This window comes from Bradyrhizobium canariense, assembly GCF_900105125.1.
GTDB lineage: Bacteria > Pseudomonadota > Alphaproteobacteria > Rhizobiales > Xanthobacteraceae > Bradyrhizobium > Bradyrhizobium canariense_A.
In genome coordinates, this window is record NZ_LT629750.1 from 7755416 (window position 1) to 7777567 (window position 22152).

The window sequence follows — 22152 nt, forward strand, 5'->3', positions numbered from 1 at the left end:
GATGGCAAATCAATCTTCGCACGCTGCCGCGATCGAGCCGCAGCGGCCGGCGCTTTTCGCTCGCGCCACGCTCGCCGTGACCATCGGCAATATGCTCGAATTCTACGATTTCATCACCTACAGTTTCTTCGCCATCCAGATCGGCCACACCTTCTTTCCCTCGCAAGGGCAATTCGGCAGCCTGATGCTGTCGCTGGCGACCTTTGGCGCAGGCTTCATCACGCGGCCGATCGGCGGCATCGTGATCGGGTCTTATTCTGACCGGGCAGGCCGCAGGCCGGCGATGATCCTGAGCTTCGCGATGATGGGCTGCGCGATCATCACGCTGGCGCTGACGCCGTCCTACGAGTCGATCGGCATCGCGGCGCCGATCATCGCCATCGCCGCACGCATGGTGCAGGGATTTTCGCTCGGCGGCGAGGTCGGGCCGACCACCGCCTATCTGATGGAATCTGCCGCCCCCGGCAGGCGAGGTTTTGCGGTGTCGTGGCAACCGGCGAGCCAGCAGATTGCGGCGACCGCGGGCGCGCTCGTCGGCGTGGTGCTGTCGAAGCTGATGAGCGAGGCGGATCTCACATTGTACGGCTGGCGCATTGCCTTTCTGCTCGGCGCGGTCTGCCTGCCGTTCGGACTATATCTGCGCGCCACGCTGCCGGAGACGGTTGACCTGAGCAAGGTGACCGAAAAGAAAACCGGCAGGCGTTTCGTCGTCATACGCGACAACGCGCGCATCATCGTGCTCGGCCTGTTCATCCTGGCGAGCGGCACCATCGCCACCTACGTCACCCAATACATGACCACCTATGCCGAGAACACGCTGCACGTGGCGACCGATCTGGCCTTCGCCACATCGGTCGTCAGCAATGGCCTCGGCATCGCCGGCGCGCTCCTTGGCGGCTGGCTCGCCGATCGCATCGGACGATGGCCGGTCATGGTGTGGCCGCAGCTTGTGACGCTGTTGCTGACCTATCCGATCTTTCTGTGGATCGTGGAAACCAAGAGCGCGATGTCATTGCTGGGCGGTTTCGGCTTCCTGTCGCTGGTCGGCAGCCTCCCTTACAGCGCATTCTATGTCGCGCTCACCGAAGGCTTGCCCCAGAACATCCGCGGCGGCGCCTTTGCCACCATCTACGCGGTTGCGATCGCGACCTTCGGCGGAACCGCGCAACTGGTCGTCACCTGGCTGCTTCATGTCACCGGCAACGCGCTGGCGCCGGCCTGGTACATGCTGTTTGCCAGCGCGGTGGGACTCGCCGCCATGACGATGATGCGGGAAACCCTGCCTGCAAGCCGATCTTAACTCTGTCGATTAACGGATTTGCATTTAACGAATTGGATTAACCCCTGATCGGAGCCGCGCGGCTATAACCTTGGCATCGGTCCACGGGCATTCGGCCATGAACGCAGAAATCATCGAGCGATCGACGGACATCCGGTTGCGGCAGGGCAAACCGTCAGCCGCCAAGAGTTGGCTGAAAGCGATCGAGCTGACGTCCCGTATCGAAGCCGATCCGCACCGGTTGTTTTCAGACATTGTCGCGGAACACGCCGCGCGGCAGCCGGATCGTCCGGCCCTGATATCGGAAGCGGAGACGTTGAGTTACGCCGAGCTCACCGATCGGATCAACCGCTATGCGCGCTGGGCGCTGCAGGCGGGCATCAAGACCGGCGATACCGTTTGTCTCTTCATGTCAAGCCGGCCGGATTATGTCGCGGCGTGGCTCGGCATCACCAGCGTCGGCGGCGTTGCCGCGCTGATCAATACCAAGCTGATCGGGTTGTCGCTGTCGCATTGCATCAATGTCGCGGAAGCCGATCACGTCATCCTTGCCGCGGATCTCGCCGTGACCTTCGAGACGGCGGTGCCGTATCTGAATCGCATGCCGAAAATCTGGTTCCATGGCGAAGGCATCGATGCCGGCGACATCAACGAAGCGCTGGCTGAAGGCGAAGCGCTGGACGAGATCCTCGACCAAATGGACGGTAGCCCCCTGACACCGGATGAGCGCTGCGCGGTCACCATCAGTGATCGTGCGCTGTTGATCTATACGTCGGGCACCACCGGACTGCCAAAGGCTGCCAGCATCAGCCACCGCCGCATCCTCAACTGGGGCGGCTGGTTTGCGGGACTGACCGGCGCGTCGCCTGAGGATCGCCTGTACGATTGCCTGCCGCTGTTCCACAGCGTTGGCGGCATCGTCGCGCCCTGCAGCATGCTGAGCGCGGGCGCCTCCGTCGTGCTGTCGGACAAATTCTCGGTGAACCAGTTCTGGCGCGACATCGTGCGCTGGGATTGCACGCTGTTCCAATATATCGGTGAGCTCTGCCGCTATTTATTGAAAGCACCCGCGTCTGAATTCGAAACCAGACACAGGCTGCGGCTGGCCTGCGGCAACGGGTTGCGAGGCGATATCTGGGAGACCTTTCAGGCGCGCTTTGCGATTCCCCGCATCCTTGAGTTCTACGCCGCGACCGAAGGCAACTTCTCGCTCTACAATGTCGAGGGCAAGCCCGGCGCGATCGGCCGGATTCCGCCGCTGCTGGCGCATCGTTTTCCGGCGGCGATCGTTCGTGTCGATGCCGAGCTTGGAATTCCCGCTCGCACTGAAGAAGGCCTCTGCATTCCCTGCGCCCGCGGCGAGGTCGGCGAAGCCGTGGGGCGGATCGGAACGGCTGATGAGGGTGGCGGCCGCTTCGAAGGCTACACGGATGCGGCGCAAACCGAAAAGAAGGTGCTGCGCGATGTGCTGGCCAAAGGCGATGCCTGGTTTCGCACCGGCGATCTGATGCGGCTCGACGAGCAGGGTTATTTTTACTTTGTCGATCGGATTGGCGATACCTTCCGCTGGAAGGGCGAGAACGTTGCGACGTCGGAGGTGAACGAAGCCGTCGCGGATTGCCCTGGAGTTGCCGAGGCCACGACCTACGGCGTCGAAATTCCCGGCGCCGATGGCCGCGCCGGCATGGTCGCGATCGTCGTCGATTCGAGCTTCGATCTCGGCGAATTCGCCGGCCATTTGTCGCGACGGCTACCGGTCTACGCGTGTCCGGTGATGATCCGGATTTGCTCGGCGCTGGATACGACCGAGACCTTCAAGCAGAAGAAACAGGAATTGATGCGGGAGGGATTCGATCCGCATCTGGTGACGGATCCGTTGTTCTTCAGGGAACCGAAATCCGGCGCCTATCGTCCGGTCGACGACGGCGCCTATGCGCGCATCCTGGATGGTTCGATCCGGCTATAAAGTATCGCCGGTCGGCGCAGGCCGCCGTGCCGTAGACGAAAATAAAGCATTCAGCCCCGGTAACGCAATGCGTCGACCAGCAGAGCAAAGGCCGGCGCGGGTTGTCTGCGACTTGGGCGACGACGGCATGCGGCCAGGCGATTACCGCACCGCCGGTCATTGCGATGAACTCGCGCCGCCTCGTCTAACCTCCGAAGGTTGGGGCTCGCGCCTTCGCGGACAAAATAGCAAACGCCGGACAGGCGGCGTGAGAGTTAGTTGCAGCGCGGAATGCTGCACGCTGCCAACGCTATGCTGATGGCGCCTACCGCGGTTTGCTGCTAAAGTACCTTTGAGTTCGCTCCCGCGCGTGCTCCGGTAATCGAAGCGGGAGGGAGGCATGTTCCTTTTTGGACGTAGTCGCTCAAGACGAGGCCTCGCATCAGCTCTGATCGGAGAGATCACAGCCGTGATAGACGGCATGGAGCGATTCGAAGAAGTTCGAAAACTCGAAGATATGGAGATCGGGGCCGAGCAAAATCTTGACCAACTCGGCGCTTTTATCATGCCGAGGTTCTCGGTTTACGAGTCAAATGCCGCCCGATTGGATTTGTTCGACGCTGCACTTGAACGACAGATCGTCTATTTCTTCACCAGCGCCGGTAGCCTTGCCGGGCATCTGCACGCGCTCGCGTTGACCAAAAAGGGATCAACGAAGTTGTGCAAACAGCACGCCATCGACGCGCAAAAAGAAATCAACGGCCTTTCGGAACTGGGCGACGATTTGCTGCGTGATTTGCGCAAACTCGTATCCAAAAGGCAGCCCGCGACAATATCCAGGGCTTGATCCAGGGTTTGATCCAACGCTTGACGACACGTCATGTACGCTGACGCATCGTCTTCGTGATGCGCGTCTTTTGAAGCGGGGCGCTTTGAGCTTGCCAGGACTCATTTACGCACTACAATTGACCGGGCTAGAGGGGATGGAGTCCCCCCGCAACCGCCGATGAGGCTGATGACTCCTACCGGACGCTTGGCGTCGGTAGGAGCTTGCACGAGTTCCCATGACACCAGGCAGTTAAGTTGTCCGCGCGGCCGGGAAGGCCGCGTAGGCGGGTTGCGTGCGTGGTGTTTTGAGGAGCCTTGTTTGCGAGCGCTGCTGACAAATCACGGTTTCACGATTTCCGTTTCCATCGCCGTCGCGATCACGGCGACGGTTGCGCCTGTATTCGAAGCCTCTCAACAGCTTGCCTCGCCCCCGCTGATCCTGGGCATCAAGACTACGGTGGCCGAACTTTCGTTCAGGTTCGGAGCACCGGCCGCAACCGCCGTGGCATCGATTCCATGTGCATCGGGAAGTGACGGCGCTGACGATCAGGAGAATTGCAGATGACCGGAGTTTGGGCACTTGCGGCGTTGTGGTTGGGTCTTGCGCTGATCGCGAGCCTGCTCTCGATCTGGTTTCGCATTTCCACCGCTTTATCGGAAATTGTTGTCGGGACAATCGCCCAATTGATCATCGGCGCCGCCATCGGATCGGCCGTATTGGGCACGGACGAGTCCTGGATAAAGTTTCTCTCCGGCATCGGCGCGATCGTTCTGACTTTCCTCGCTGGAGCGGAACTTGATCCGGTGGTTTTCAAATTGAAGTGGAAGGAAGCGGCTTCGGTGGGGCTTGCGAGCTTCCTTTTTCCGTTCCTGGGGTGTGCGGCGTCGGCTCGTTATTTGCTCGGATGGGAGGTCATGCCGAGCCTGCTTGCCGGCGTCGCGATGTCGACGACATCAGTCGCTGTCGTCTATGCGGTGATGATCGAGTTCGGTTTCAACACCACCGAATACGGCAAGACCATACTGGCAGCGTGTTTCGTGACCGACCTTGGCACTGTGGTGGCGCTCGGCCTGATCTTCGCTCCATTCACGATGAAAACACTGACCTTCCTCGGTACCGGCGTCGTGGTCTTTATTGTTCTGCCGTGGCTCACACCGCGTTTCTTCCGGCTATATGGAGGCAGGCCTTCGGAACTGGAGACCAAGTTTCTGCTCCTCTGCCTGCTGGGAATGGGCGCGTTGGCAAGCTGGGCCGACAGCGAGGCGGTGCTTCCCGCCTATCTCATAGGGATGGTGCTTGCAGGAACCGTCGGTAAGGATCACGCGCTTGTGCGGCGGCTGCGTACGTTAACGTTCGGGCTGTTGACGCCATTTTATTTTATTCGCGCTGGGTCGTTCGTTTCCATACCCGCTCTTGTCGCCGCGCCTTCCGCGTTCATCTTCTTTCTGGTGGTAAAGATTGCGACCAAAATAATTGGCGTCCATCCAGTGACGAAATTCTTCGGATCGCCGAACAAAGAGGCCATGTACACGACCCTCCTGATGTCGACAGGGCTGACATTCGGCACGATCTCCTCACTATTTGGTCTGTCACATGGAATCATTGACCAAAGCCAGTATTCAGCGCTTGTCGCAGCGGTGATCGCCAGCGCCGTTATCCCAACGGTGGTCGCCAATGCGCTCTATCTCCCGCGCCACCTCCTGCCAGAGACTGAGCCAGAGCAAGCGTCCGATGGCCGTCGGGAAGTAGCGCCGCTTCGAGCGGGCACACGAAAAGCCGAATGACAGGGAGCGATTCAGTGTTCAGTAGAATTTTACCCGCCAAATCACGGTTCGAAGTATGCCTTTCATGCTGGTTCCCTTCGGACCTGCGGCGACGTGCAACTTGAGTCCAACCGCTCGATGATTAATGAATTCACGTCCTAAATAGAGACGAAACGGCGAGCTTCGGTTTACCAAGCAGCGCAAAAGATCGCCGCCGGGCGGTGATATTTCACATTTGCGCTCTATGATGTCTTCTCAAGAACTTAACGAGAAGGCGAAGTAGTTCATGTCGGTAAGGTTAAGGATTATTTCGGCGATGCGGCAGGTCGCCGAGGAACAGAAGGTTACGCTGCCGCCGCTCGATGACGAGCTGTCACTTCACGAAACCGGCTTCGACTCGCTGGCCTTCGCGATCCTGGTGGCGCGGCTCGAAGACGATCTCGGCGTCGATCCGTTTACCATTTCGGAGGACGCCACCTTTCCTCTCACCATAGGCGACTTCATCCGGGCCTATGAAAATGTCCCCGCGTGAGATCTTTGCGCTTCGCGATTATCTCGGCCCGGATGTAGCGGGCCGGACGATTTCGGATGCGCGACAGGTGGTCTCGCTGACCAACAGCGTCGGCCGGACCTGCCTCGGCGACCGTCTCGGCGAACTCTCCGGGCGCTCCGTCATGCTTGCCGTGTCGGATCAGCTGATCTCGGCCATCGCGATGACTGAAATTGACGGCGTGGCGAAGCGAATGCTGTTGTGTCCGCCCGATCTCAATGCCGACCATTTCAAGACGTTGATGGAAGATGCCGGGATCGATGCCGTGGTGACCGATCATCCGGAGCGGTGGACGGACGTCGAAACAGGCATGGTCGTTGCGGCTCAGTCGCCGGTGGGCGCGGCGGCGCCGGTGCGAACCGAGCGCGCGACCGAATGGCTGATGCTGACATCGGGCACTTCGGGTGTACCGAAAATCGTCGGCCATACCCTGGAAGGACTGACCGGCGCGATTGTCGCCGATGGTCCGGCGCGCGGCGGCTCCGCGGTCTGGGCAACCTTCTATGACATCCGCCGTTACGGCGGCCTTCAGATTTTCCTGCGCGCCGTCATCGGCGGCGGCTCCATGGTGCTGTCGCAACCGGGCGAGCCGATCGGCGATCATGTCGCGCGCCTAAAAGCGCGCGGCGTGACGCATATTTCGGGTACGCCCTCGCATTGGCGCAAGCTGCTGATGAGCGGCTCGGCTGCAGATTTTTCACCGCGTTATGTTCGGCTGTCGGGCGAGATCGCCGACCAGGCCGTGCTGGACGGTTTGCGCGCGGCGTTTCCTGATGCCTCCATCGGTCACGCTTATGCATCGACCGAGGCCGGCGTCGGCTTCGCGGTCAATGATGGCCTTGAGGGCTTTCCCGCCAGCCTGATTGGCAACCGCAATGGCGTCGAAATGAAGATCGAGGACGGCTCGCTCCGGATCCGTTCGACGCGAACGGCGCATGCTTATATCGGACGGGGCGCCGCAGACCTCACCGATCGGGAAGGGTTCGTCGACACCGGCGACATGGTGGAATTGCGCGGCGACCGGTACCATTTCGTCGGCCGGCGCGGCGGTATCATCAATATCGGCGGCTTGAAGGTTCACCCCGAAGAGATCGAGGCGGTTATCAACCGGCAGCCGGAAGTGCGGATGTCGCGCGCCAAATCGCGCCGCAGCCCGATCACCGGCGCGATCGTGGTCGCGGATGTCATTCTGGCCGACGGTCAGGACGCCGCCCGGAGCGACGAAATTCGCGCCCGGATCCTGGCGGATTGCAAGGCATCATTGGCGCCGCACAAGGTGCCGGCCGTGATCAAGTTCGTTCAATCGCTCGATATCACGGCGGCCGGAAAGCTGGCGCGGCGCGATGCATAATATCCTGGTGACCGGAGGCAGCCGCGGCATCGGCCTTGCCATCTCGCGAAGGCTCGTTACCGCCGGCTATCATGTGATCGCGGTGGCGCGGCGCGAAAGCGACGAGCTGAAAAACGCAACGGAAGAGGCCGTCAGGCAAGGCCGTGGCGTTCTGCACTTCAAACCGTTCGATCTCAGCGATGTCGACGCCATTCCTTCCTTCGTGAAGGAGCTGCGCGACGAATTCGGCGCCATCTACGGCCTGGTCAATAACGCAGGTGTCGGCACCGAAGGGCTGCTCGCGACCATGCACAACAGCGAGATCGAGGCACTGCTTCGTCTCAATGTGCTTTCGCCGGTCATTCTCACCAAATATGTGGTGCGGCACATGATGGCGGATGGCGCCGGCCGCATCATCAACATGTCCTCGATCATCGCCAGCACGGGTTACAACGGCCTGTCGGTCTATGGCGCGACCAAGGCGGCGGCGACCGGCTTCACGCGTTCGCTGGCGCGCGAGGTCGGCAAGCTCGGCATCACCGTGAACGCGATCGCGCCCGGCTTCATCGATACCGAGTTGACGCAAAACCTCGCGGATGATCAGCGCAAGCGCATCGCAAGCCGCAGCGCGCTGCGCCGATTGCCGGAGTCCGACGACGTCGCGCGTATGGTGGAATATCTGCTCGGCGACGGCGGCCGCAATGTCACGGGTTCGGTCATGACGATCGACGCCGGCAACACGGCTTGAGCCTTGCTTTTCGAGCAGGGCGCCGATCGGTAATGGTGGATCCTGCCAAGCGTTTTGTCGCGAGCTAGGGCGTGCAATCATAAATCTGCGCCATAAAGTTGGCGATGTCTAATTGCCCTTGGAAGCGGACATGCTGGCTGACCCTCAGCATGTCCGGTTCGTGCCAAACTCGGAAGTCGCCGCGACGCGACTTCTAAGTTCAAATTGGTCGAGCGGGTGATCTTACTTGTGTAATGGCGACCCCGGAGATCGCGAGCAGCCCACCGACAATCAACTTTGGGGTCATACGGTCGCCAAGGAACAACACGCTCGAAACCAAGGCGAACACCGGAAGCAGCAGGCCGAATGGTGCGACGCGGTCCATGGAGCAATGGGCGATCAGCCAGAACCAAAGGCCAAACCCAACAATTCCTCCGATGAAAATTGTGTAGGCGAGTGCCAGCCAACCACGTTCATCCGCCGTGATAAGGCTCGCCAGCTGTCCATGTTCAAGGAGCAACGACATCAACATGACCTGTGGCACCGTGAGCAGCGACGACCACCCCATCAACATCAGGGGATCAAAAGGGCCGTAGCGCTTCGTCAAGACGTTGGACACCGCGAACGCGAAGGCTGCCCCGACCACAAGCAGCAGCGGAAGCGCGTTTGCCGACAGGCCAGGCCCCGCTGCCAACACGACCACGCCGACGAATGCAAGCACCACTCCGGCGGACGTAGTTAGAGACGGCCTCTCCGCGAGCAGCGGCCAAGCTAACAGGACGGTGAAGGGCGTGGCGAGTTGATATGCGACGGCCGACATGCTTCCCGAGCCGAGCCCAAGGCCAACATAGAAGAGCCCGAAGTTTAGTCCACCAAGGAAACCCGAAATAGCTGCGATAGGGGCGAACTGTTGACGTGTGGGCCTTTTGACGAACGGAATAAGCAGCAGCGCGATGGCGAGGAAGCGCAGTGCGAGGAAGAAGAGAGGCGGAAACTCCATAACGCCGACTTTGATGGCCACGAATTGATAACCCCAGAGCAAGGGGACGGCCACCGCGCAGACGATCTGGATGGTAGACATGGCTTCCTTTCAAGACCATTCGGTCTAAATATAGACGCGCTAACGGCGGAGGCGTCCATGGGTCGTCTACCGAATGAAGCGGTCGAGAAGAGCGTCAACGGTGGCTTGCGACGTGATCCGTGTCGGTGCCGTTTTACCGACCACCCGCAGCCCCTCGACGAAACAGACGAGAATTCGGGCGGCACTTGAAGGCTCAACACCATCGGCCAACTTGCCCGCCGCCTTCGCACGGGAAAGTGCATCAGCCACCCTGGCCTCCATGGCTTTGAAAAAGCTTCCGATGCGACGATCAACTTCAGCATCATGGCCAGCCAGTTCCATGGCTGTGGCCACCAGCAGGCATCCGCGCCGACCATTAGCCCCGCTGGTGCGGTCAACGTAGCCGGCAAGGTAGGCCCGCAGACCGTCGACCGGCTCTCTGCGGGGGTCGAGTTCGACATCCATCCGTGTCAAGGCATTGGCAACGTAGCGATCAAGCGCACGCAAGAAGAGCGAGTGCTTGTCACCGAAAGCGGCGTAAAGGCTGCCACGCGAGAGCTTCGTCGCACGAAGAAGGTCCGGTAGCGCCGTGGCGTGATAGCCGCGCGACCAGAACACACCCATCGCGCGTTCGACAGCGGCTTCCGTGTCGAAACTTCGGGGGCGGCCACGGGGTAACTGCACTGAGGTTTGGTGGCTCATTGCTGATTTATAGACCAATTGGTCTATAAATTGCAAGTGGCCACTCTGGGGCAAAACCGGAAATATTGGCGGCGAGCAGATATTTTCTGCTCCTCACCCAATAGCGGACTCAATGGTTTATGAGCACACGCCCTAAACTTCTGACGCGAGCAATTCGCGCAGGTGCTTGTCGAGCTGGCCGATCGCGTTGGGATCGGCGCCGAAAAGCGCGAGATGGCCATCGATGGTCTGGATCGGCCGGAACTCGGCATCAGGAATCAGCCGCCACTCGGCCTGGCAATCGGACGGCGGGAAGAACATATCCGACGACATCGGCATGACAAAAGTCTTGGCCTTGATGCGGCCCAGGGCGGCCCGCAAGTCGCCGCCGGTGTGGCGGCTCACGTCGCCGTGCTGCCATTTCCAGGCCATGCACAGCAGATCGTTGGGATCCATCACGCTGAAATAGCCGTTCATGAAGTTCATGATGAAATCGTCCATCGACGAAAAGCCCAGCGCCTTGTGCCGGTCTTGCTGGAAAAACTCCGTGCTCCAGCCCATCACGGCCCACATTTTGGCATGACGCAGCAGGCCTTCCCTGACGTCGGCAGACGATGCGTAGAAGCCCTTGTTGAAACCGGGATCGGAGGTGATGGCATTGACCAGCGTTTCCGTGAAAAGGGAGTCATGGATGGTGTTTCTGGCCGTGCCGGCGATCGGCGCGGCGCGCTTCACCATGTCGGGGTAGCGTACCGCCCATTCATAGGTCTGTTGTGCGCCCATCGAGCCGCCGACAACGAGCGCGAGGCTTTTCAGGTCGAATTTTTCGGTGACAAGCTTGTGCTGCGCGCGCACGTCATCCCCGATGCGCACGCGGGGAAAATTTCCCATCCCGGCCGGTGGCGATGTGTTGTGCGGCGAGGTGGAAAGACCGCTGCCAATCTGATTGACGACGATGATAAAATATTTGTCGGGATCGAGGGCCCGGCCCGGGCCGATATAGACCTGCTCCATGATCTTGCTTGTGCCGGAGTACCAGGTGGGGATGAGGATGGCGTTATCCTTTGCCGCATTGAGCTTGCCGAAAGTCGCGTAAGCAAGATTGCAGGCGCGAATCGTGCCGCCTTCCTCCAAATCGAGATTGCCGATGTCGTGAAGCTCATAAGGGCCGTGAACGTCCTGCGAGTAGTAGCTGTTCTCGATCATGATCTCCTCCCGATAGCGTTTGTTGGGCGGCAAACGCTGTTGCCGCTGCCGCCCTGTTTTTGTTGTCTAAGTCTGGTTACGCTAATTCGAATCCCTCGTAGCCCTTGGCGGCCACCTCGTCGCACTTCTTCCGGTAGCCGCCGACGCCTTCCGGCCCGAGATAGGGCAGGAACGCCCGTGGCTTGCCGGCGATATTGGCGCTCATGTACCAGGAGTTGGCGCTCGGCATTAGCGTCGCACTGACGATTTCATTGACGTGCGCGACCCATTGATCCTGCGCCGCAGGTGTTGCCTCGATGGTGGTCTTTCCGGCCTTGCGCATGTTTTCAATGCAGTCGGTGATCCATTCGACATGCTGCTCGATCGATACCGGCATGTTCGACAGCACCGACGGGCTTTGCGGGCCGGTGATGGTGAACAGGTTGGGAAAGCCGGCGACCGAGACGCCAAGGTAGGTGTGGGGACCGTCCGACCACTCCCGATCCAGCGTGCGGCCGTTACGGCCTTTCAGGTTCAAGGCCTTCAACGGACCCGTCATGGCATCGAAACCGGTGGCGAACACGATGATGTCGAGAGGATATTCCTTGCCACCGGCGCGGATGCCCTTCTCGGTGATTTCTTCGATCGCGCCGTCGGTTTTCGCATCGACCAGGAGCACGTTGTCCTTGTTGAACGTCTCGTAGTAGTTGGTGTCGAGCGGCTGGCGCTTGGTGCCGTAGGCGTAGCCTTTGGGAATCAGCTTTTCGGCGATAACAGGGTCTTTCACGGTCTTGCGGATCTTGCGCTTGATGTAGTCGGCGCAGACGTCATTGGCCTCTTTCGAGAAGAACATGTCCTGATAGTTGGCCAGCCAGAAGGCGAACCCGCCGGCGTCCCACATCCTGTCGAATTCACGATCGCGCTCCTCGCGTGTGACCTCCAGCGCTGACTTCGGAATGAAGTAATGTTCCTGGCCGAAGAATGATTCCCGGATGCGCTTGGCCACGCCGTCATAATCAGCCTTTCGCGCCTTGACGATTTCAGGGTCCACCTTGCCATTGCGCGCCGGCACGCAGTAGTTGGCCGTGCGCTGGAACACGACGAGTTGCTTGGCCTGCTGCGCAATTTCCGGAATCGCCTGTACCGCCGTGGCGCCGGTACCGACCACGCCCACGCGCTTGTTGGTGAAGTCGACGCCAGTGTGGGGGAAGCGGCTGGTGTGGTACCACTTGCCTCTAAAATTCTCCAAGCCCTTCAGTTGAGGCATGTTCGTGGTCGACAAGGTGCCGACGGCGGCGATGAGATAACGCGCCGTCACGTCTTCCCCCTTGTGGGTATGCACCGTCCAGAGGTTGGTTCGCTCGTCGAATTCGGCGCCGGTCATGCTGGTATTGAACTGAATGTCGCGTTTCAGGTCGTGACGCTTGGCGACATGCTCGAGATAGCGGAGGATTTCGGGCTGTTCGGGATAGCGCTCGGACCACTCCCACTCTTGCAGGAGCTGCTTGTCCCAGGTGAAGCAATAAATGTAGGCGTCAGAATCGCAGCGCGCGCCGGGGTAGCGGTTCCAGTACCAGGTACCGCCTACGGTTTCACCGGCTTCATAGACGCGCACCTTCAATCCCAGTTTGTCCCGCAGTGATTTCAGCATGTGCAGGCCGGAAAAGCCTGCGCCGATCACGACGGCGTCGAAGTCTTGAGTTGCGATGGCCATTTCTCCCTCCAGTTTTGTTGTTCGATCGGACGACAGAGAAACTCGATCCTCCACCAGCGGGAAGACCTCCGCAGTTGCGCTGCATCGCGCATAGTTTGGACGCTATTTTCGTAAGCCGCGAACGTCTGCGGGCGTTTGTTGTCCGCGAACGGCAGCGTCTGCGTCAGGATGAGATCTGAAATTTCGCGCGAGGAGTCGATCCGGCTTAGCGTTGGCCAAGCCTGCCCAGGCGAGGCTGCGGGGGCTGCAGCAACGCCTGGTCGATCTGAACCTTGCTTTGCATGCCGTACCTCCCGCTTGTTTTTTTAGGATCGGCGATCTTCCTCCCGAACAGGAGTTCCTGCAAGGACAAGCCGGTGAAGCGCGGCGCGGCATGATGTCGACAGCGGTTTGGTGCGACAGCAAAGCTGTCCCATGTTTTGCACCGCACCGCTCTCACAATATTAGAATTGAAGCGCGCGTTTCTGACCCTTCCGTTTCAAAAACAGCATAAGCTCTGATGTCCCAGAGATCCTGCGGAGGAAGCCATGGACCGTACGCTTGAGCGATCGACCATGCGCAAGGTTTATCTGCGGCTGCTTCCGTTTGCGGTCTTGTCGTATGTGCTTGCCTACATTGATCGCATCAATGTGAGCTTCGCCGGCCTTACCATGCGCGGCGATCTCGGCATGTCGGCCGGCACCTTCGGGTTTGCCGTCGGCATGTTTTACTGGGGCTATTTCATCTTTGAAGTCCCCAGCAACGTGATCCTGGAGAAGGTCGGCGCCAGAATATGGATCGCCCGTATCATGATCACCTGGGGGATACTGGCCGGCATCACCGCCGTGGTTCCAGGGGCGACGAGCTTTGCGATCGTGCGCTTCCTGCTGGGCGTCGCTGAGGCCGGATTCTTTCCTGGCATCATCCTCTACTTCACCTACTGGTTTCCGAGCCACCATCACGCCCGCATCGTGTCGGGCTTTCTGGTCGGTCTGCCGGTTGCAGTGGCAATCGGTGCGCCGATATCGACGGGGCTTCTCGGTCTGGATGGCCTGTTCGGTCTGCGGGGTTGGCAGATCATGTACATCGCCGAAGCGATCCCGACGGTGGCGATCGGGGTGGTCACGTTTTTCGTGCTCACCGACCGGCCCGAGCAGGCAAAATTCCTGACTGCGGAAGAGCGTAATTGGCTCGTCGCCACCATCGCCGCCGAACGCCGCGCCACCGAGGCGATACGCAAATTCACGATGTGGCAGGCTCTCTACAATCCCAAAGTGCTGCTGCTGGCGCTGAACTATCTCGGCATTGTCACCGCCAGCCTTGGCATGCTGATTTTCATTCCGCAAATGATCAAGTCGCTGGGCAACTACAGCAACATGACGGTCGGCTGGCTCACCATGATCCCCTATATTTGCGGCGCCATCGCCATGGTGGTGTGGGGGCGCATTTCCGATCGCATGAATGAGCGGCGCTGGAATCTGTTCATCGGTTGCGTGTTCTCAACCGTGGGGCTGGTCATTGCCGGCATGACGATGGGAAGCTGGTGGGCGCTGGTGGGAATGTCGATCGCCGCGATGGGGTTTTATGGCTCCAAGGGCCCGTTCTTCGCGATGCCGCCGATGTTTCTCAGTGGCGCCGGGCTCGCAGCAGGGATCGCGTGGATCAACTCGATCGGCAATCTCGGCGGCTTCTTCGGGCCCTGGTATGTCGGTGTGATGAAAGACCTGACCGGCAATTATTCGGGTGGACTTTATGGGCTCGCTTTGCTCGGTCTGCTCGCTGCAATTGTCTGCGCGTTGTTTCTGCACATTCCGAACCGCGTGCCGTCCTCGGCGGTCGGCGCGCCTGCCGAATGATCCGAATCTCCTCTGCATCAAGCGCTCGGAACTCAGCATCCGGATCGGGTCAAAACAGAGCCTCGGGGAAAGCCATCGGTATCGATGCCGACTTTCCGACACATTGTCGCCTGATCACTGTGGCGAGTTGTGGCGTTATTAGCACACCAAACTAAAATCAAGTGATTGATCCCATGTTTGGTTTCACCCAGTCATGGTTCTGCCCTCATTAAGTTCCGCCCTTGGTACCTGTCGGATTTTCGGTGGGTTGGGGGTGCGATATGTCTTCCATCAACTGGGCCAGAACTTCTTACGTCGGCATCAAAGCAAGCCGTATTCATCTTAGTTCGCCTTTGATTTCGGCGGCTGGTGGTCGAAACGTCATTCAACTATTCGCTGTGGTTTTGGGAGCAGCGTCGCTTGCGGCCTGCGCGCAGTCTTCCGTTGCCACAAGGAAATCGGAATTTCTTGCCGCCAGTCGACAGCCGTCTCAAGAACACGTTCGACAGGCCGCATTCGTGACGGGCAGGCGTGTAGCGTTCGCGAGAAAACATACCCCGTTCGCGCCACACAAGGATGCAGCCGGGACACAGCTGGCATCGCATGGAGTTGCGAGCTTCTATACCGAGGGAACGCAGACCGCGAGCGGCGAAAAATTCGATACACATGAATTGACCGCCGCTCATCCGACATTGCCGTTCGGCACGCGACTGCGCGTGACAAACGTCGCCACCGGGCGGTCCGTGACCGTTCGGGTCAATGACCGCGGTCCGTTCGTTCCCGGGCGAGCGGTCGACGTCTCGTATTCTGCGGCGGAAGCACTGGGAATGGTCGACAGTGGAATTGCGAACGTCAAACTCAACGTCGTCCGATAGCCAGCCAGAGCGGTCTGTATTAACGATCGAAATATCGCAGCGGATCAAAAGCCGACATCCAGCGAATGTCGGCCTTTTGGCATCTTCCAGACCTTGCACCCGTGATTGGTTATGTCCGCTTATGAGAGAGATCGAAGCGGAAGTGATGGAAGATCACGGCCACTTCTGCTTCTGGCCCCGCTTCTGATATCGGTGACCTCTGGAGGCATGTCGAATTTGGGACAGCTTCACTGTCTCGTTTCCGTCTTGGGAACCAGCATGCCGAGGCTGAGAATTCATCATGGCACGCAGCGGGGTAGCGGGAACTTGCGGCGCTGCAATAAAGCGATTTTTTTATTGTCCGTTGGATCGCCTCAGAGATAATCTTCGACCACAATTGATCACTCCTGGCCAAAGGCGTTCGCTGGTGACAGCGGATGCCATTATTTTCCTGACGCAAACGTCAATCATTATTCTTTGATCACGATCTGAGTTGGGCGGAAGCCCGAATTTTGTAATGAAGGAGATTAGTCGTGAGTGCAGAGCGTTTTGATTTCCGAACTCCGGTTGGTGCAAAATTTTCCCATGAGAAGCATCATTCTTTTGGTCATGCGAAGGACGATTTTGAATTTGGTCATGCAAAGCATCATCATGGTTTTGATTTTGTTGTCACGTTCAATCCTGAAGCGACCTTCGGCATTGTCGACAATGTCGGCGGCGCAAGCGCGTCTCTTGATCTGCACGGGATAGGCAACGTCGTCATTGGCGATACGACCTCTCACGCCGCTGTTTCGATTAACGGAGGCAACGGCCTATCGACTGTCGTTTTGGGAAACGGCAATGATCACGTAACCCTGCAGGGAGCGTTCAATACGATCGTTCTCGGAGACGGCAATGATGTTGTGAATGCCGGAACCGGAACGGCATCGGCGGTCTTTCACGACGGCGAAGTGCACATAACCTACGGGAACTATTTGTCGGCGACATTCGCCTCGCCGCTCGACCTCGATGGGCTCCATTCAACGGGAAGCCATCTCGATATCGGCTTCTTCAATGGGGGCACGGGAAATATCGGTGCCTTCAATGGTCTGGGCAACAGCAACGCGAGCGACGGCAACGACAACATCGGCGTGTTCAACGGCGATGGCAATGGCGGCAGAGACAACGGCAATGGCAACATTGGCGCGTTCAACGGCAATTTCAACGGCCTGGGGAATGCCTCCCGGTCGGACGGCAACGACAACGGCAATGGCAATGTCGGCGTTCTGAATGGCAACTATAATGGCAATCTGAACACTGGACACGATTCCGGCAATAGCAATGGCAACGGCAATATCGGAGTCGACAGCGGTAATTTGAACGGCAACGGCGTTGCGACGCCTGCGTTGCACGGCGATATAGATCCAAACGCGCACCTCGTTGGTGGGTTTGACACCATCGTTGTCGGCAACGGCTCGGATTCGATTACGGCCCTGGCAGGCATTTCCACCATCGTCGCGGGCAACGGGAACGACCAGATCCTGATCGGCGGGTCTTACAATACGGTTGTCGCGGGCAATGGGGCCGATCACGTTGTGGGGCTGAATGTCGACCACTCCACCATTGCGCTGGGCAACGGAGGCTGCACGGTAAGTTTGACCGGGGCGGGATGTAATACGGTCACGACCGGAAGCGGCAATGACGTCATTTCCCTGTCTGGCATCGGCAATTGGGTGGACGCCGGCGCAGCGACCACGTTCAATACGATCTTTGGTGGAGCTGGCAAGGATACGTTTGTGCTGGCGCCATCTGGATCGGGGATGGATAAGATCTACAATTTCAGCCTGTTTGACGGCGACCAACTCGATTTACAAAATGCACTGTCGGGCACGCACTGGGATGGGAAAGTTGGCGATCTCAGCCACTTCCTCACGACCGAGGTGGTGGGCGGTAACACGTTTCTGGAATGCACCACCGCCTCCGGCGGTACCGCAACGGTAGCCGAACTAATGGGTACACACTATTCGCTTGCGATGCTCGAGGCGCACCACTCTCTTCTTGTTTGAGCATCGGAAGGTGGGCAAGGCAGACGCTGCCGGTCGTTCCGTCGGTCCTTGCGAACCGACGGGGATTGGCCGGAAGTAGACGGTCGACAGCCAAAATGACGCGAACGACCCGGAACGGACACCATCGGTGCCTCGTATCCTGGCTCGCGGCTATTGCGTCCCGATCTCCCCGGCGATGACAGGTCCGAACAGCACGCCGTGATCTCCGTTGAATCGAGACATCTGCATCTGCTCGAGCGGGTAGTAGTCAGTCGGGCTTGTGTTGATCTTGATGCCAGGTAGCAGCAACCCCGGTTCGAAGTTCTTCAGGTTTGCGGCCTGCCGCATAATATTCTCGCGAGTCAGCTCGTCGCCGCACTGTTTGAATACCTGAACGACGGTCTGCGCGGTCAAATAGCCGTAGACACTGAACGTACTGGTTTTATCTCCTTCCGGAAAATACTTGTCCATGAACGAAGCCCATTCCTTGATTGCGGGATCGTCCTTCCAGGTCGGGTCGGTAGGGTCCTTGAGATAGTTCGTTGAAAGAATGCCTTTCGCGTTCTCTAGTCCAGCGGGCTTTAGCACGGAACCTACCGAGTTCGAGACGCTGGCGAGGAATTGAACCGGCTTCCATCCGATCTCGGCGGCCTTCCTGATCGCCTGCGCAGCGAATTTCGGCGAGGTTTCGTTGAAAAAAACGTCGGCTCCCATGGTTTTCAGTGTGACAATTTGCGAGTCGACAGTCGTTTCCGAGGGATCATAGGGGACCTGGGCCACGATCATGCGCTTCGCCGCCTCGTCACCCAGACCATCTCTCAGGCCCTTGATGTAATCTCGGCCTGAATCGTCGTTCTGGTAGAGTATGCCGATCTTGCCCTGCGGCAGGTTCTGCAGGATGTATTTCGCATAGATCCGCCCCTCGGTCTGGTAGGTCGGTTGCCAGCCCATCGTCCATGGAAAGCTCTTCACGTCGCCGAATTGGGTTGCGCCAGTGGCGACAAAGAGCTGCGGCACCTTCTTCGAATTCATGTATGGCCGAATGGCATTGTTGGTCGGTGTCCCCAGCGAATTGAAGATGAGCAAAACTTCATCGCTCTCCACGAGTTTGCGGGCCTGCTCTACAGTCTTCGGTGGGCTGAAGGCATCGTCGTAGGTAATGAAGTTGATCTTTCGCCCGTTGATTCCGCCCTCGGCGTTGATCTGGTTGAAAAAGGCAGCCTCGGTCCGGCCTATCAGCGCGTAGGCCGACAACGGCCCGCTGTAAGGCATGATGTTGCCGATCTTGATTTCGCTGTCGCTGGCACCGGGATCATATTTCTTCTCGGCCGCCGCCGGATTCGTGACCACCGAAAGGCCGAGCACGATCAATGCCAGTAGAACGCCGCGTGTCTGCGTCATGTCGTCCTCCCCAAATGCCGTCGGCTGCTCGCCGATCATGTGGCAGTCTAGGGTTCACGCGGTGAAATTGTCTAGCTAATGGACGACGAAGTCTCAGCCGTGCCGCCGGCCAATCGAGGCGCGGTTGCCTGGAATTATCGAATGAGTGGTGGAAGCCCAGTCGGCTGCCACCAAATTCTTTTAACCGCCGGGCGGGGTGTATGCGGCGCGAAGCTTGCTTGCTTTTTGCCGGACCTGCACCACTTCGTCCTGCGTCAACAGACGGGTGAGCTTCACATTGTGGAGGGTGCCGGATGCTACCACAACGCCACAGATCGCTGGCGCTGCGCCGGGGTCAGGCACATCGAAGATCGTCAAAACGCCAGGACCATCGGCCGGGGTGCTATACATCGAAATTAATTTACCGCCCGCAGCTTCGATCAGTTTTTTAGCCGCTTCGGAACGATTAACTGTGGGGTTTTCCAGGATATTGTTGAGAGCCCGTGGCGTGTATTGCCCTGTTAAACAGAAATGCATGGCAATTTCCTCCGTTTAAAGCGTTGCAATCAACGAAAGGCGCTCCCTCTTCCGACATAATCGAAAGGGGCTGATGATAAGCGCAAGGATAAAGCGACTGCGAAGCCCGCCGTGGGCACAGACGCCGCCGGTAATTCGCGGGACTTCGGCACGTCCCGGTAGCGGCTCTTCCAACAGGCTACATCAAGCGCCAGTCATTCGGAAGAGGCGTTGAGGTCGGCTTTTCGCGCTTGGCTGAAGTCGGTGTTCCGCAAAATCTCGGCGCTATGCCCGGTGGCGGTCATTCCAGGCAGGTCGCTTCTGGCTCGTCAATGGGCAATGGGGGACATTGCGCCGACATTCGCCAGATGATCGGATGACCCATTGATCGGGAGTCAAGTGCGCAAGCAACTGAGCCGCGCGAGTGGCCCGGACTTGTAGATGAGAAATAGATCGCCCGTATAATGAAAATATTCTCCAACAAACTCCTTCGTCGCAAATTTAAGTTGGATCTTGTTGTTGCTGGTAATGCGGGGAGCAAGCATTTTACCGTCGCCGGTCGTCATGGACAGCTTCTTATTGTCGCCCAAGGTCACGTTCAGATCGATTGGTTTCGGTTGAACGGCCGGGTTGGGAATTTCTTGAACGACTTGCCCTTTGCACGAGAATCGTTGTTCTGCGGCACCGCCGGACGTAACCATCATTGTCAGCAAGATTAGGCTACCCACGGCCAATCCAGTTGCCTGCACCATGACATCTCTCCAATCCGGTACACACGTTTTTATACCTGAAAGCAGTCTGAACGTCTCGCTTGCTCGATTCAACTTAAATGAAAAGTTCGCATTCCCCTCACGCCATTGCGGGCATCCTGCCGAGCAGGCCATCGAGCGCCGTGCGCAAAGCATCCAGCGGATTCGAAGCACTCGTACGGCTGCGCCAGGCGACATAGCCATCCGGCCGAACCAGGACGACGCCATCAGTATCGACACCGTAAGCGCTATGCCAATTGCCGTCGGCGTCGATCAGGCTTTCGTCGTGACCTATAGCATAGGCGACGAGTGAAGGCCGTGAAGCACCGATTTCGCGAGCGGCTTGACACCACGCGTCACCGTCGCGGCCGGCGAGCAGCACGAAATGCGAGCCGAACAGGTCGATGGTCGAGATTTGCTCGCTGCCGCGCCTGAGCCAGACATGGGGCGCGCGGCTGCCGGGCCGCGCCGAGGGCACATATTCGGTAACGGGATCGTCGACGGCGGCCGGCGGCGTGTCATCCGGCACGACCGCCGTCGATTGATAGCAGGCCCCAAAGATCAGTCCCTGTTCGTTGAGGAATTCGCGGCGCGGCAACACGTTGCTTTGTCGTGCCGCGCGCCCCATCGACATCGCGTTGGTCAGCGAGTTCTGGGTGACAATCTGGCCGAAAGGCTGGCGCTCGGCGTGGTAGCTGTCGAGCAGCGACTCGTCCGCTTGGCCCTGAAGCACGGCGGCGATCTTCCATGTCAGATTGTGAACGTCCTGCACGCCGGTATTCAGACCGAAGCCGCCGGTCGGCGGCATCTCATGGGCCGCATCGCCGGCCAGGAAAACGTTGCCGACGCGATAGCGGTCGGCCACGATAGCGGACGCCTGCCACGGGTTGACGCGCAGCACGGACACGGCGAGGTCCTGCACGCCGGCGGCTTTGCGGATCAGCTCCGTGCAAAATTCCGGCGTGAAATCCTGCGGCCGCCAGCCATATTGTTTGGGGCTGTGAATCAGGAATCCCCAGCGATCCCTGCCATTGATGGTGAGGAATGTGCCGCGGAGGTCCGGCTGCTCGACAAAATAGAGCGCGGCGGGCCGATGCTCGACCCATTGGGTGAGGTCGGCGTGGAACAGGATATTGACGCTGTCGTAGACCTCCTCTTCTCCGATCATTTTCACTGATAGCGCGCGGCGAACACGGCTTTGCGCGCCCTCGGCGGCGATCAGATAGCGCGCGGTAAAAGGCGTCTCCGCTCCCGTGGTGCGATCCGTCAACAGGCCCGTGACGGCATCGGGCCTTTGGCTGAAAGATGTCATCTCGGTATTGAAGCGCAGCGTTCCAGGTCCCGCCGATTCCGCAAATCGGCGAATGACCGGCTCGAGGTCGTCCTGGGCGCAGAGACAATTCTTGACGGGAGTAACCGCGAGGTTCTTTGCGGTCGTCCGGCCGGGCACGCGGCGCTCGATCTCCTTGCCGGCGAGGGTCTCGACCCAGACGATCAGTCCGGTCCCGCCTTCCGCCAGGCCAGCGTCCCTGATCGCGGCATCGATGCCGTATTGCCGAAAGATTTCCATGGTGCGGGCATTGATCCCGCGCGCCTTTGGCGTGACCGCCGTGCCCGGGTGACGTTCGACCAGCAGCGAACGCACGCCGTGCTGGGAGAGCAGCAATGAAGCGGTCAGGCCGACGGGACCGCCACCGGAGATGAGAACGGGGGTATCGAGCATTTTTTTATCCTTTTTGAACTCGCATCCGA

19 protein-coding genes and 1 riboswitch are annotated in these 22152 nt (G+C 59.1%); of the genes, 11 read left to right on the forward strand and 8 right to left on the reverse strand.

Features of this window, described 5'->3' with window-relative positions; all coding sequences use genetic code 11:
- Position 1: 1 nt before the first annotated feature.
- The 7 genes from BLV09_RS36475 to BLV09_RS36505 all read left to right on the forward strand — a co-directional run bounded on the left by BLV09_RS36475 (position 2) and on the right by BLV09_RS36505 (position 8444).
- A complete protein-coding gene (locus BLV09_RS36475) occupies positions 2-1300 on the forward strand; it encodes an MFS transporter (RefSeq protein WP_100387034.1) in 1299 nt (432 codons plus the stop codon).
- Between the two features lie 97 nt (positions 1301-1397).
- Positions 1398-3245 (forward strand): long-chain-acyl-CoA synthetase, encoded by a 1848-nt coding sequence (locus tag BLV09_RS36480; RefSeq protein ID WP_146690877.1) that lies wholly within the window; start codon positions 1398-1400, stop codon positions 3243-3245.
- A gap of 379 nt (positions 3246-3624) precedes the next feature.
- Entirely contained in the window at positions 3625-4071 is a 447-nt protein-coding gene (locus tag BLV09_RS36485) for a hypothetical protein (protein ID WP_146690878.1), read from the forward strand.
- Between the two features lie 123 nt (positions 4072-4194).
- Positions 4195-4256: riboswitch (Fluoride riboswitch) on the forward strand.
- 357 nt (positions 4257-4613) lie between these two features.
- Positions 4614-5837 carry a cation:proton antiporter gene (locus BLV09_RS36490; RefSeq protein WP_146690879.1) on the forward strand — a complete coding sequence of 408 codons (1224 nt, stop codon included), beginning with the start codon at positions 4614-4616 and terminating at the stop codon, positions 5835-5837.
- 265 nt (positions 5838-6102) lie between these two features.
- Positions 6103-6348, forward strand: a complete 246-nt coding sequence (locus BLV09_RS36495) for an acyl carrier protein (protein WP_146690880.1) — start codon at positions 6103-6105, stop codon at positions 6346-6348.
- Positions 6335-7717, forward strand: coding sequence for an AMP-binding protein (locus BLV09_RS36500; RefSeq protein ID WP_146691463.1), 1383 nt, complete (start codon positions 6335-6337; stop codon positions 7715-7717). The genes BLV09_RS36495 and BLV09_RS36500 overlap by 14 nt, the downstream gene beginning before the upstream one ends.
- Positions 7710-8444: an SDR family NAD(P)-dependent oxidoreductase gene (locus BLV09_RS36505; RefSeq protein WP_146690881.1), complete on the forward strand. Its 735-nt coding sequence runs from the start codon at positions 7710-7712 to the stop codon at positions 8442-8444. Before BLV09_RS36500 ends, BLV09_RS36505 begins: the two co-directional genes overlap by 8 nt.
- Before the next feature lie 199 nt (positions 8445-8643).
- Here the strand turns inward: BLV09_RS36505 and BLV09_RS36510 are convergent, their stop codons facing one another.
- The 4 genes from BLV09_RS36510 to BLV09_RS36525 form a co-directional block, all read right to left on the reverse strand.
- Positions 8644-9504: a DMT family transporter gene (locus BLV09_RS36510; RefSeq protein ID WP_146690882.1), complete on the reverse strand. Its 861-nt coding sequence runs from the start codon at positions 9502-9504 to the stop codon at positions 8644-8646.
- A gap of 66 nt (positions 9505-9570) precedes the next feature.
- Positions 9571-10185 (reverse strand): TetR/AcrR family transcriptional regulator, encoded by a 615-nt coding sequence (locus tag BLV09_RS36515; RefSeq protein WP_174556631.1) that lies wholly within the window; start codon positions 10183-10185, stop codon positions 9571-9573.
- A gap of 132 nt (positions 10186-10317) precedes the next feature.
- Complete coding sequence (locus tag BLV09_RS36520; protein WP_146690883.1) at positions 10318-11370, reverse strand: alpha/beta fold hydrolase; 1053 nt, start codon at positions 11368-11370, stop codon at positions 10318-10320.
- 76 nt (positions 11371-11446) lie between these two features.
- Positions 11447-13063, reverse strand: a complete 1617-nt coding sequence (locus BLV09_RS36525; RefSeq protein ID WP_146690884.1) for a flavin-containing monooxygenase — start codon at positions 13061-13063, stop codon at positions 11447-11449.
- Positions 13064-13274: 211 nt separating this feature from the next.
- Here BLV09_RS36525 and BLV09_RS36530 point away from each other — a divergent pair, with 211 nt between their 5' ends.
- The 4 genes from BLV09_RS36530 to BLV09_RS36545 all read left to right on the forward strand — a co-directional run bounded on the left by BLV09_RS36530 (position 13275) and on the right by BLV09_RS36545 (position 17776).
- Positions 13275-13556, forward strand: coding sequence for a hypothetical protein (locus tag BLV09_RS36530; RefSeq protein ID WP_146690885.1), 282 nt, complete (start codon positions 13275-13277; stop codon positions 13554-13556).
- 34 nt (positions 13557-13590) lie between these two features.
- Positions 13591-14898, forward strand: a complete 1308-nt coding sequence (locus BLV09_RS36535) for an MFS transporter (RefSeq protein ID WP_100383002.1) — start codon at positions 13591-13593, stop codon at positions 14896-14898.
- Between the two features lie 260 nt (positions 14899-15158).
- Positions 15159-15752, forward strand: a complete 594-nt coding sequence (locus tag BLV09_RS38895; protein ID WP_146690886.1) for a septal ring lytic transglycosylase RlpA family protein — start codon at positions 15159-15161, stop codon at positions 15750-15752.
- A 512-nt stretch (positions 15753-16264) separates the two neighbouring features.
- The gene (locus BLV09_RS36545) at positions 16265-17776 is read left to right on the forward strand and encodes a hypothetical protein (protein WP_146690887.1); all 1512 of its coding nucleotides are present in this window, start codon (positions 16265-16267) and stop codon (positions 17774-17776) included.
- 150 nt (positions 17777-17926) lie between these two features.
- On the opposite strand, the gene BLV09_RS36550 is transcribed toward BLV09_RS36545, so the two are convergent.
- The 4 genes from BLV09_RS36550 to BLV09_RS36565 all read right to left on the reverse strand — a co-directional run bounded on the left by BLV09_RS36550 (position 17927) and on the right by BLV09_RS36565 (position 22123).
- On the reverse strand, positions 17927-19156 hold the full coding sequence (locus tag BLV09_RS36550) for an ABC transporter substrate-binding protein (protein ID WP_146690888.1): 1230 nt from the start codon (positions 19154-19156) through the stop codon (positions 17927-17929).
- A gap of 180 nt (positions 19157-19336) precedes the next feature.
- Entirely contained in the window at positions 19337-19672 is a 336-nt protein-coding gene (locus BLV09_RS36555; protein WP_146690889.1) for a GYD domain-containing protein, read from the reverse strand.
- A gap of 374 nt (positions 19673-20046) precedes the next feature.
- On the reverse strand, positions 20047-20403 hold the full coding sequence (locus BLV09_RS36560; RefSeq protein ID WP_100382999.1) for a hypothetical protein: 357 nt from the start codon (positions 20401-20403) through the stop codon (positions 20047-20049).
- A gap of 97 nt (positions 20404-20500) precedes the next feature.
- On the reverse strand, positions 20501-22123 hold the full coding sequence (locus tag BLV09_RS36565) for an FAD-dependent monooxygenase (protein ID WP_146690890.1): 1623 nt from the start codon (positions 22121-22123) through the stop codon (positions 20501-20503).
- Positions 22124-22152: the final 29 nt, after the last annotated feature.

Bases quoted from the DNA above. Each gene is read 5' to 3' on its own strand.
- BLV09_RS36515 (WP_174556631.1), bottom strand. From the start codon at position 10,185: ATGAGCCACCAAACCTCAGTGCAGTTACCCCGTGGCCGCCCCCGAAGT.
- BLV09_RS36475 (WP_100387034.1), top strand. From the start codon at position 2: ATGGCAAATCAATCTTCGCACGCTGCCGCGATCGAGCCGCAGCGGCCG.
- BLV09_RS36480 (WP_146690877.1), top strand. From the start codon at position 1,398: ATGAACGCAGAAATCATCGAGCGATCGACGGACATCCGGTTGCGGCAG.
- BLV09_RS36525 (WP_146690884.1), bottom strand. From the start codon at position 13,063: ATGGCCATCGCAACTCAAGACTTCGACGCCGTCGTGATCGGCGCAGGC.
- BLV09_RS36495 (WP_146690880.1), top strand. From the start codon at position 6,103: ATGTCGGTAAGGTTAAGGATTATTTCGGCGATGCGGCAGGTCGCCGAG.
- BLV09_RS36560 (WP_100382999.1), bottom strand. From the start codon at position 20,403: ATGGTGCAGGCAACTGGATTGGCCGTGGGTAGCCTAATCTTGCTGACA.
- BLV09_RS36555 (WP_146690889.1), bottom strand. From the start codon at position 19,672: ATGCATTTCTGTTTAACAGGGCAATACACGCCACGGGCTCTCAACAAT.
- BLV09_RS36535 (WP_100383002.1), top strand. From the start codon at position 13,591: ATGGACCGTACGCTTGAGCGATCGACCATGCGCAAGGTTTATCTGCGG.
- BLV09_RS36510 (WP_146690882.1), bottom strand. From the start codon at position 9,504: ATGTCTACCATCCAGATCGTCTGCGCGGTGGCCGTCCCCTTGCTCTGG.
- BLV09_RS38895 (WP_146690886.1), top strand. From the start codon at position 15,159: ATGTCTTCCATCAACTGGGCCAGAACTTCTTACGTCGGCATCAAAGCA.
- BLV09_RS36520 (WP_146690883.1), bottom strand. From the start codon at position 11,370: ATGATCGAGAACAGCTACTACTCGCAGGACGTTCACGGCCCTTATGAG.
- BLV09_RS36550 (WP_146690888.1), bottom strand. From the start codon at position 19,156: ATGACGCAGACACGCGGCGTTCTACTGGCATTGATCGTGCTCGGCCTT.
- BLV09_RS36485 (WP_146690878.1), top strand. From the start codon at position 3,625: ATGTTCCTTTTTGGACGTAGTCGCTCAAGACGAGGCCTCGCATCAGCT.
- BLV09_RS36490 (WP_146690879.1), top strand. From the start codon at position 4,614: ATGACCGGAGTTTGGGCACTTGCGGCGTTGTGGTTGGGTCTTGCGCTG.
- BLV09_RS36500 (WP_146691463.1), top strand. From the start codon at position 6,335: ATGTCCCCGCGTGAGATCTTTGCGCTTCGCGATTATCTCGGCCCGGAT.
- BLV09_RS36505 (WP_146690881.1), top strand. From the start codon at position 7,710: ATGCATAATATCCTGGTGACCGGAGGCAGCCGCGGCATCGGCCTTGCC.
- BLV09_RS36565 (WP_146690890.1), bottom strand. From the start codon at position 22,123: ATGCTCGATACCCCCGTTCTCATCTCCGGTGGCGGTCCCGTCGGCCTG.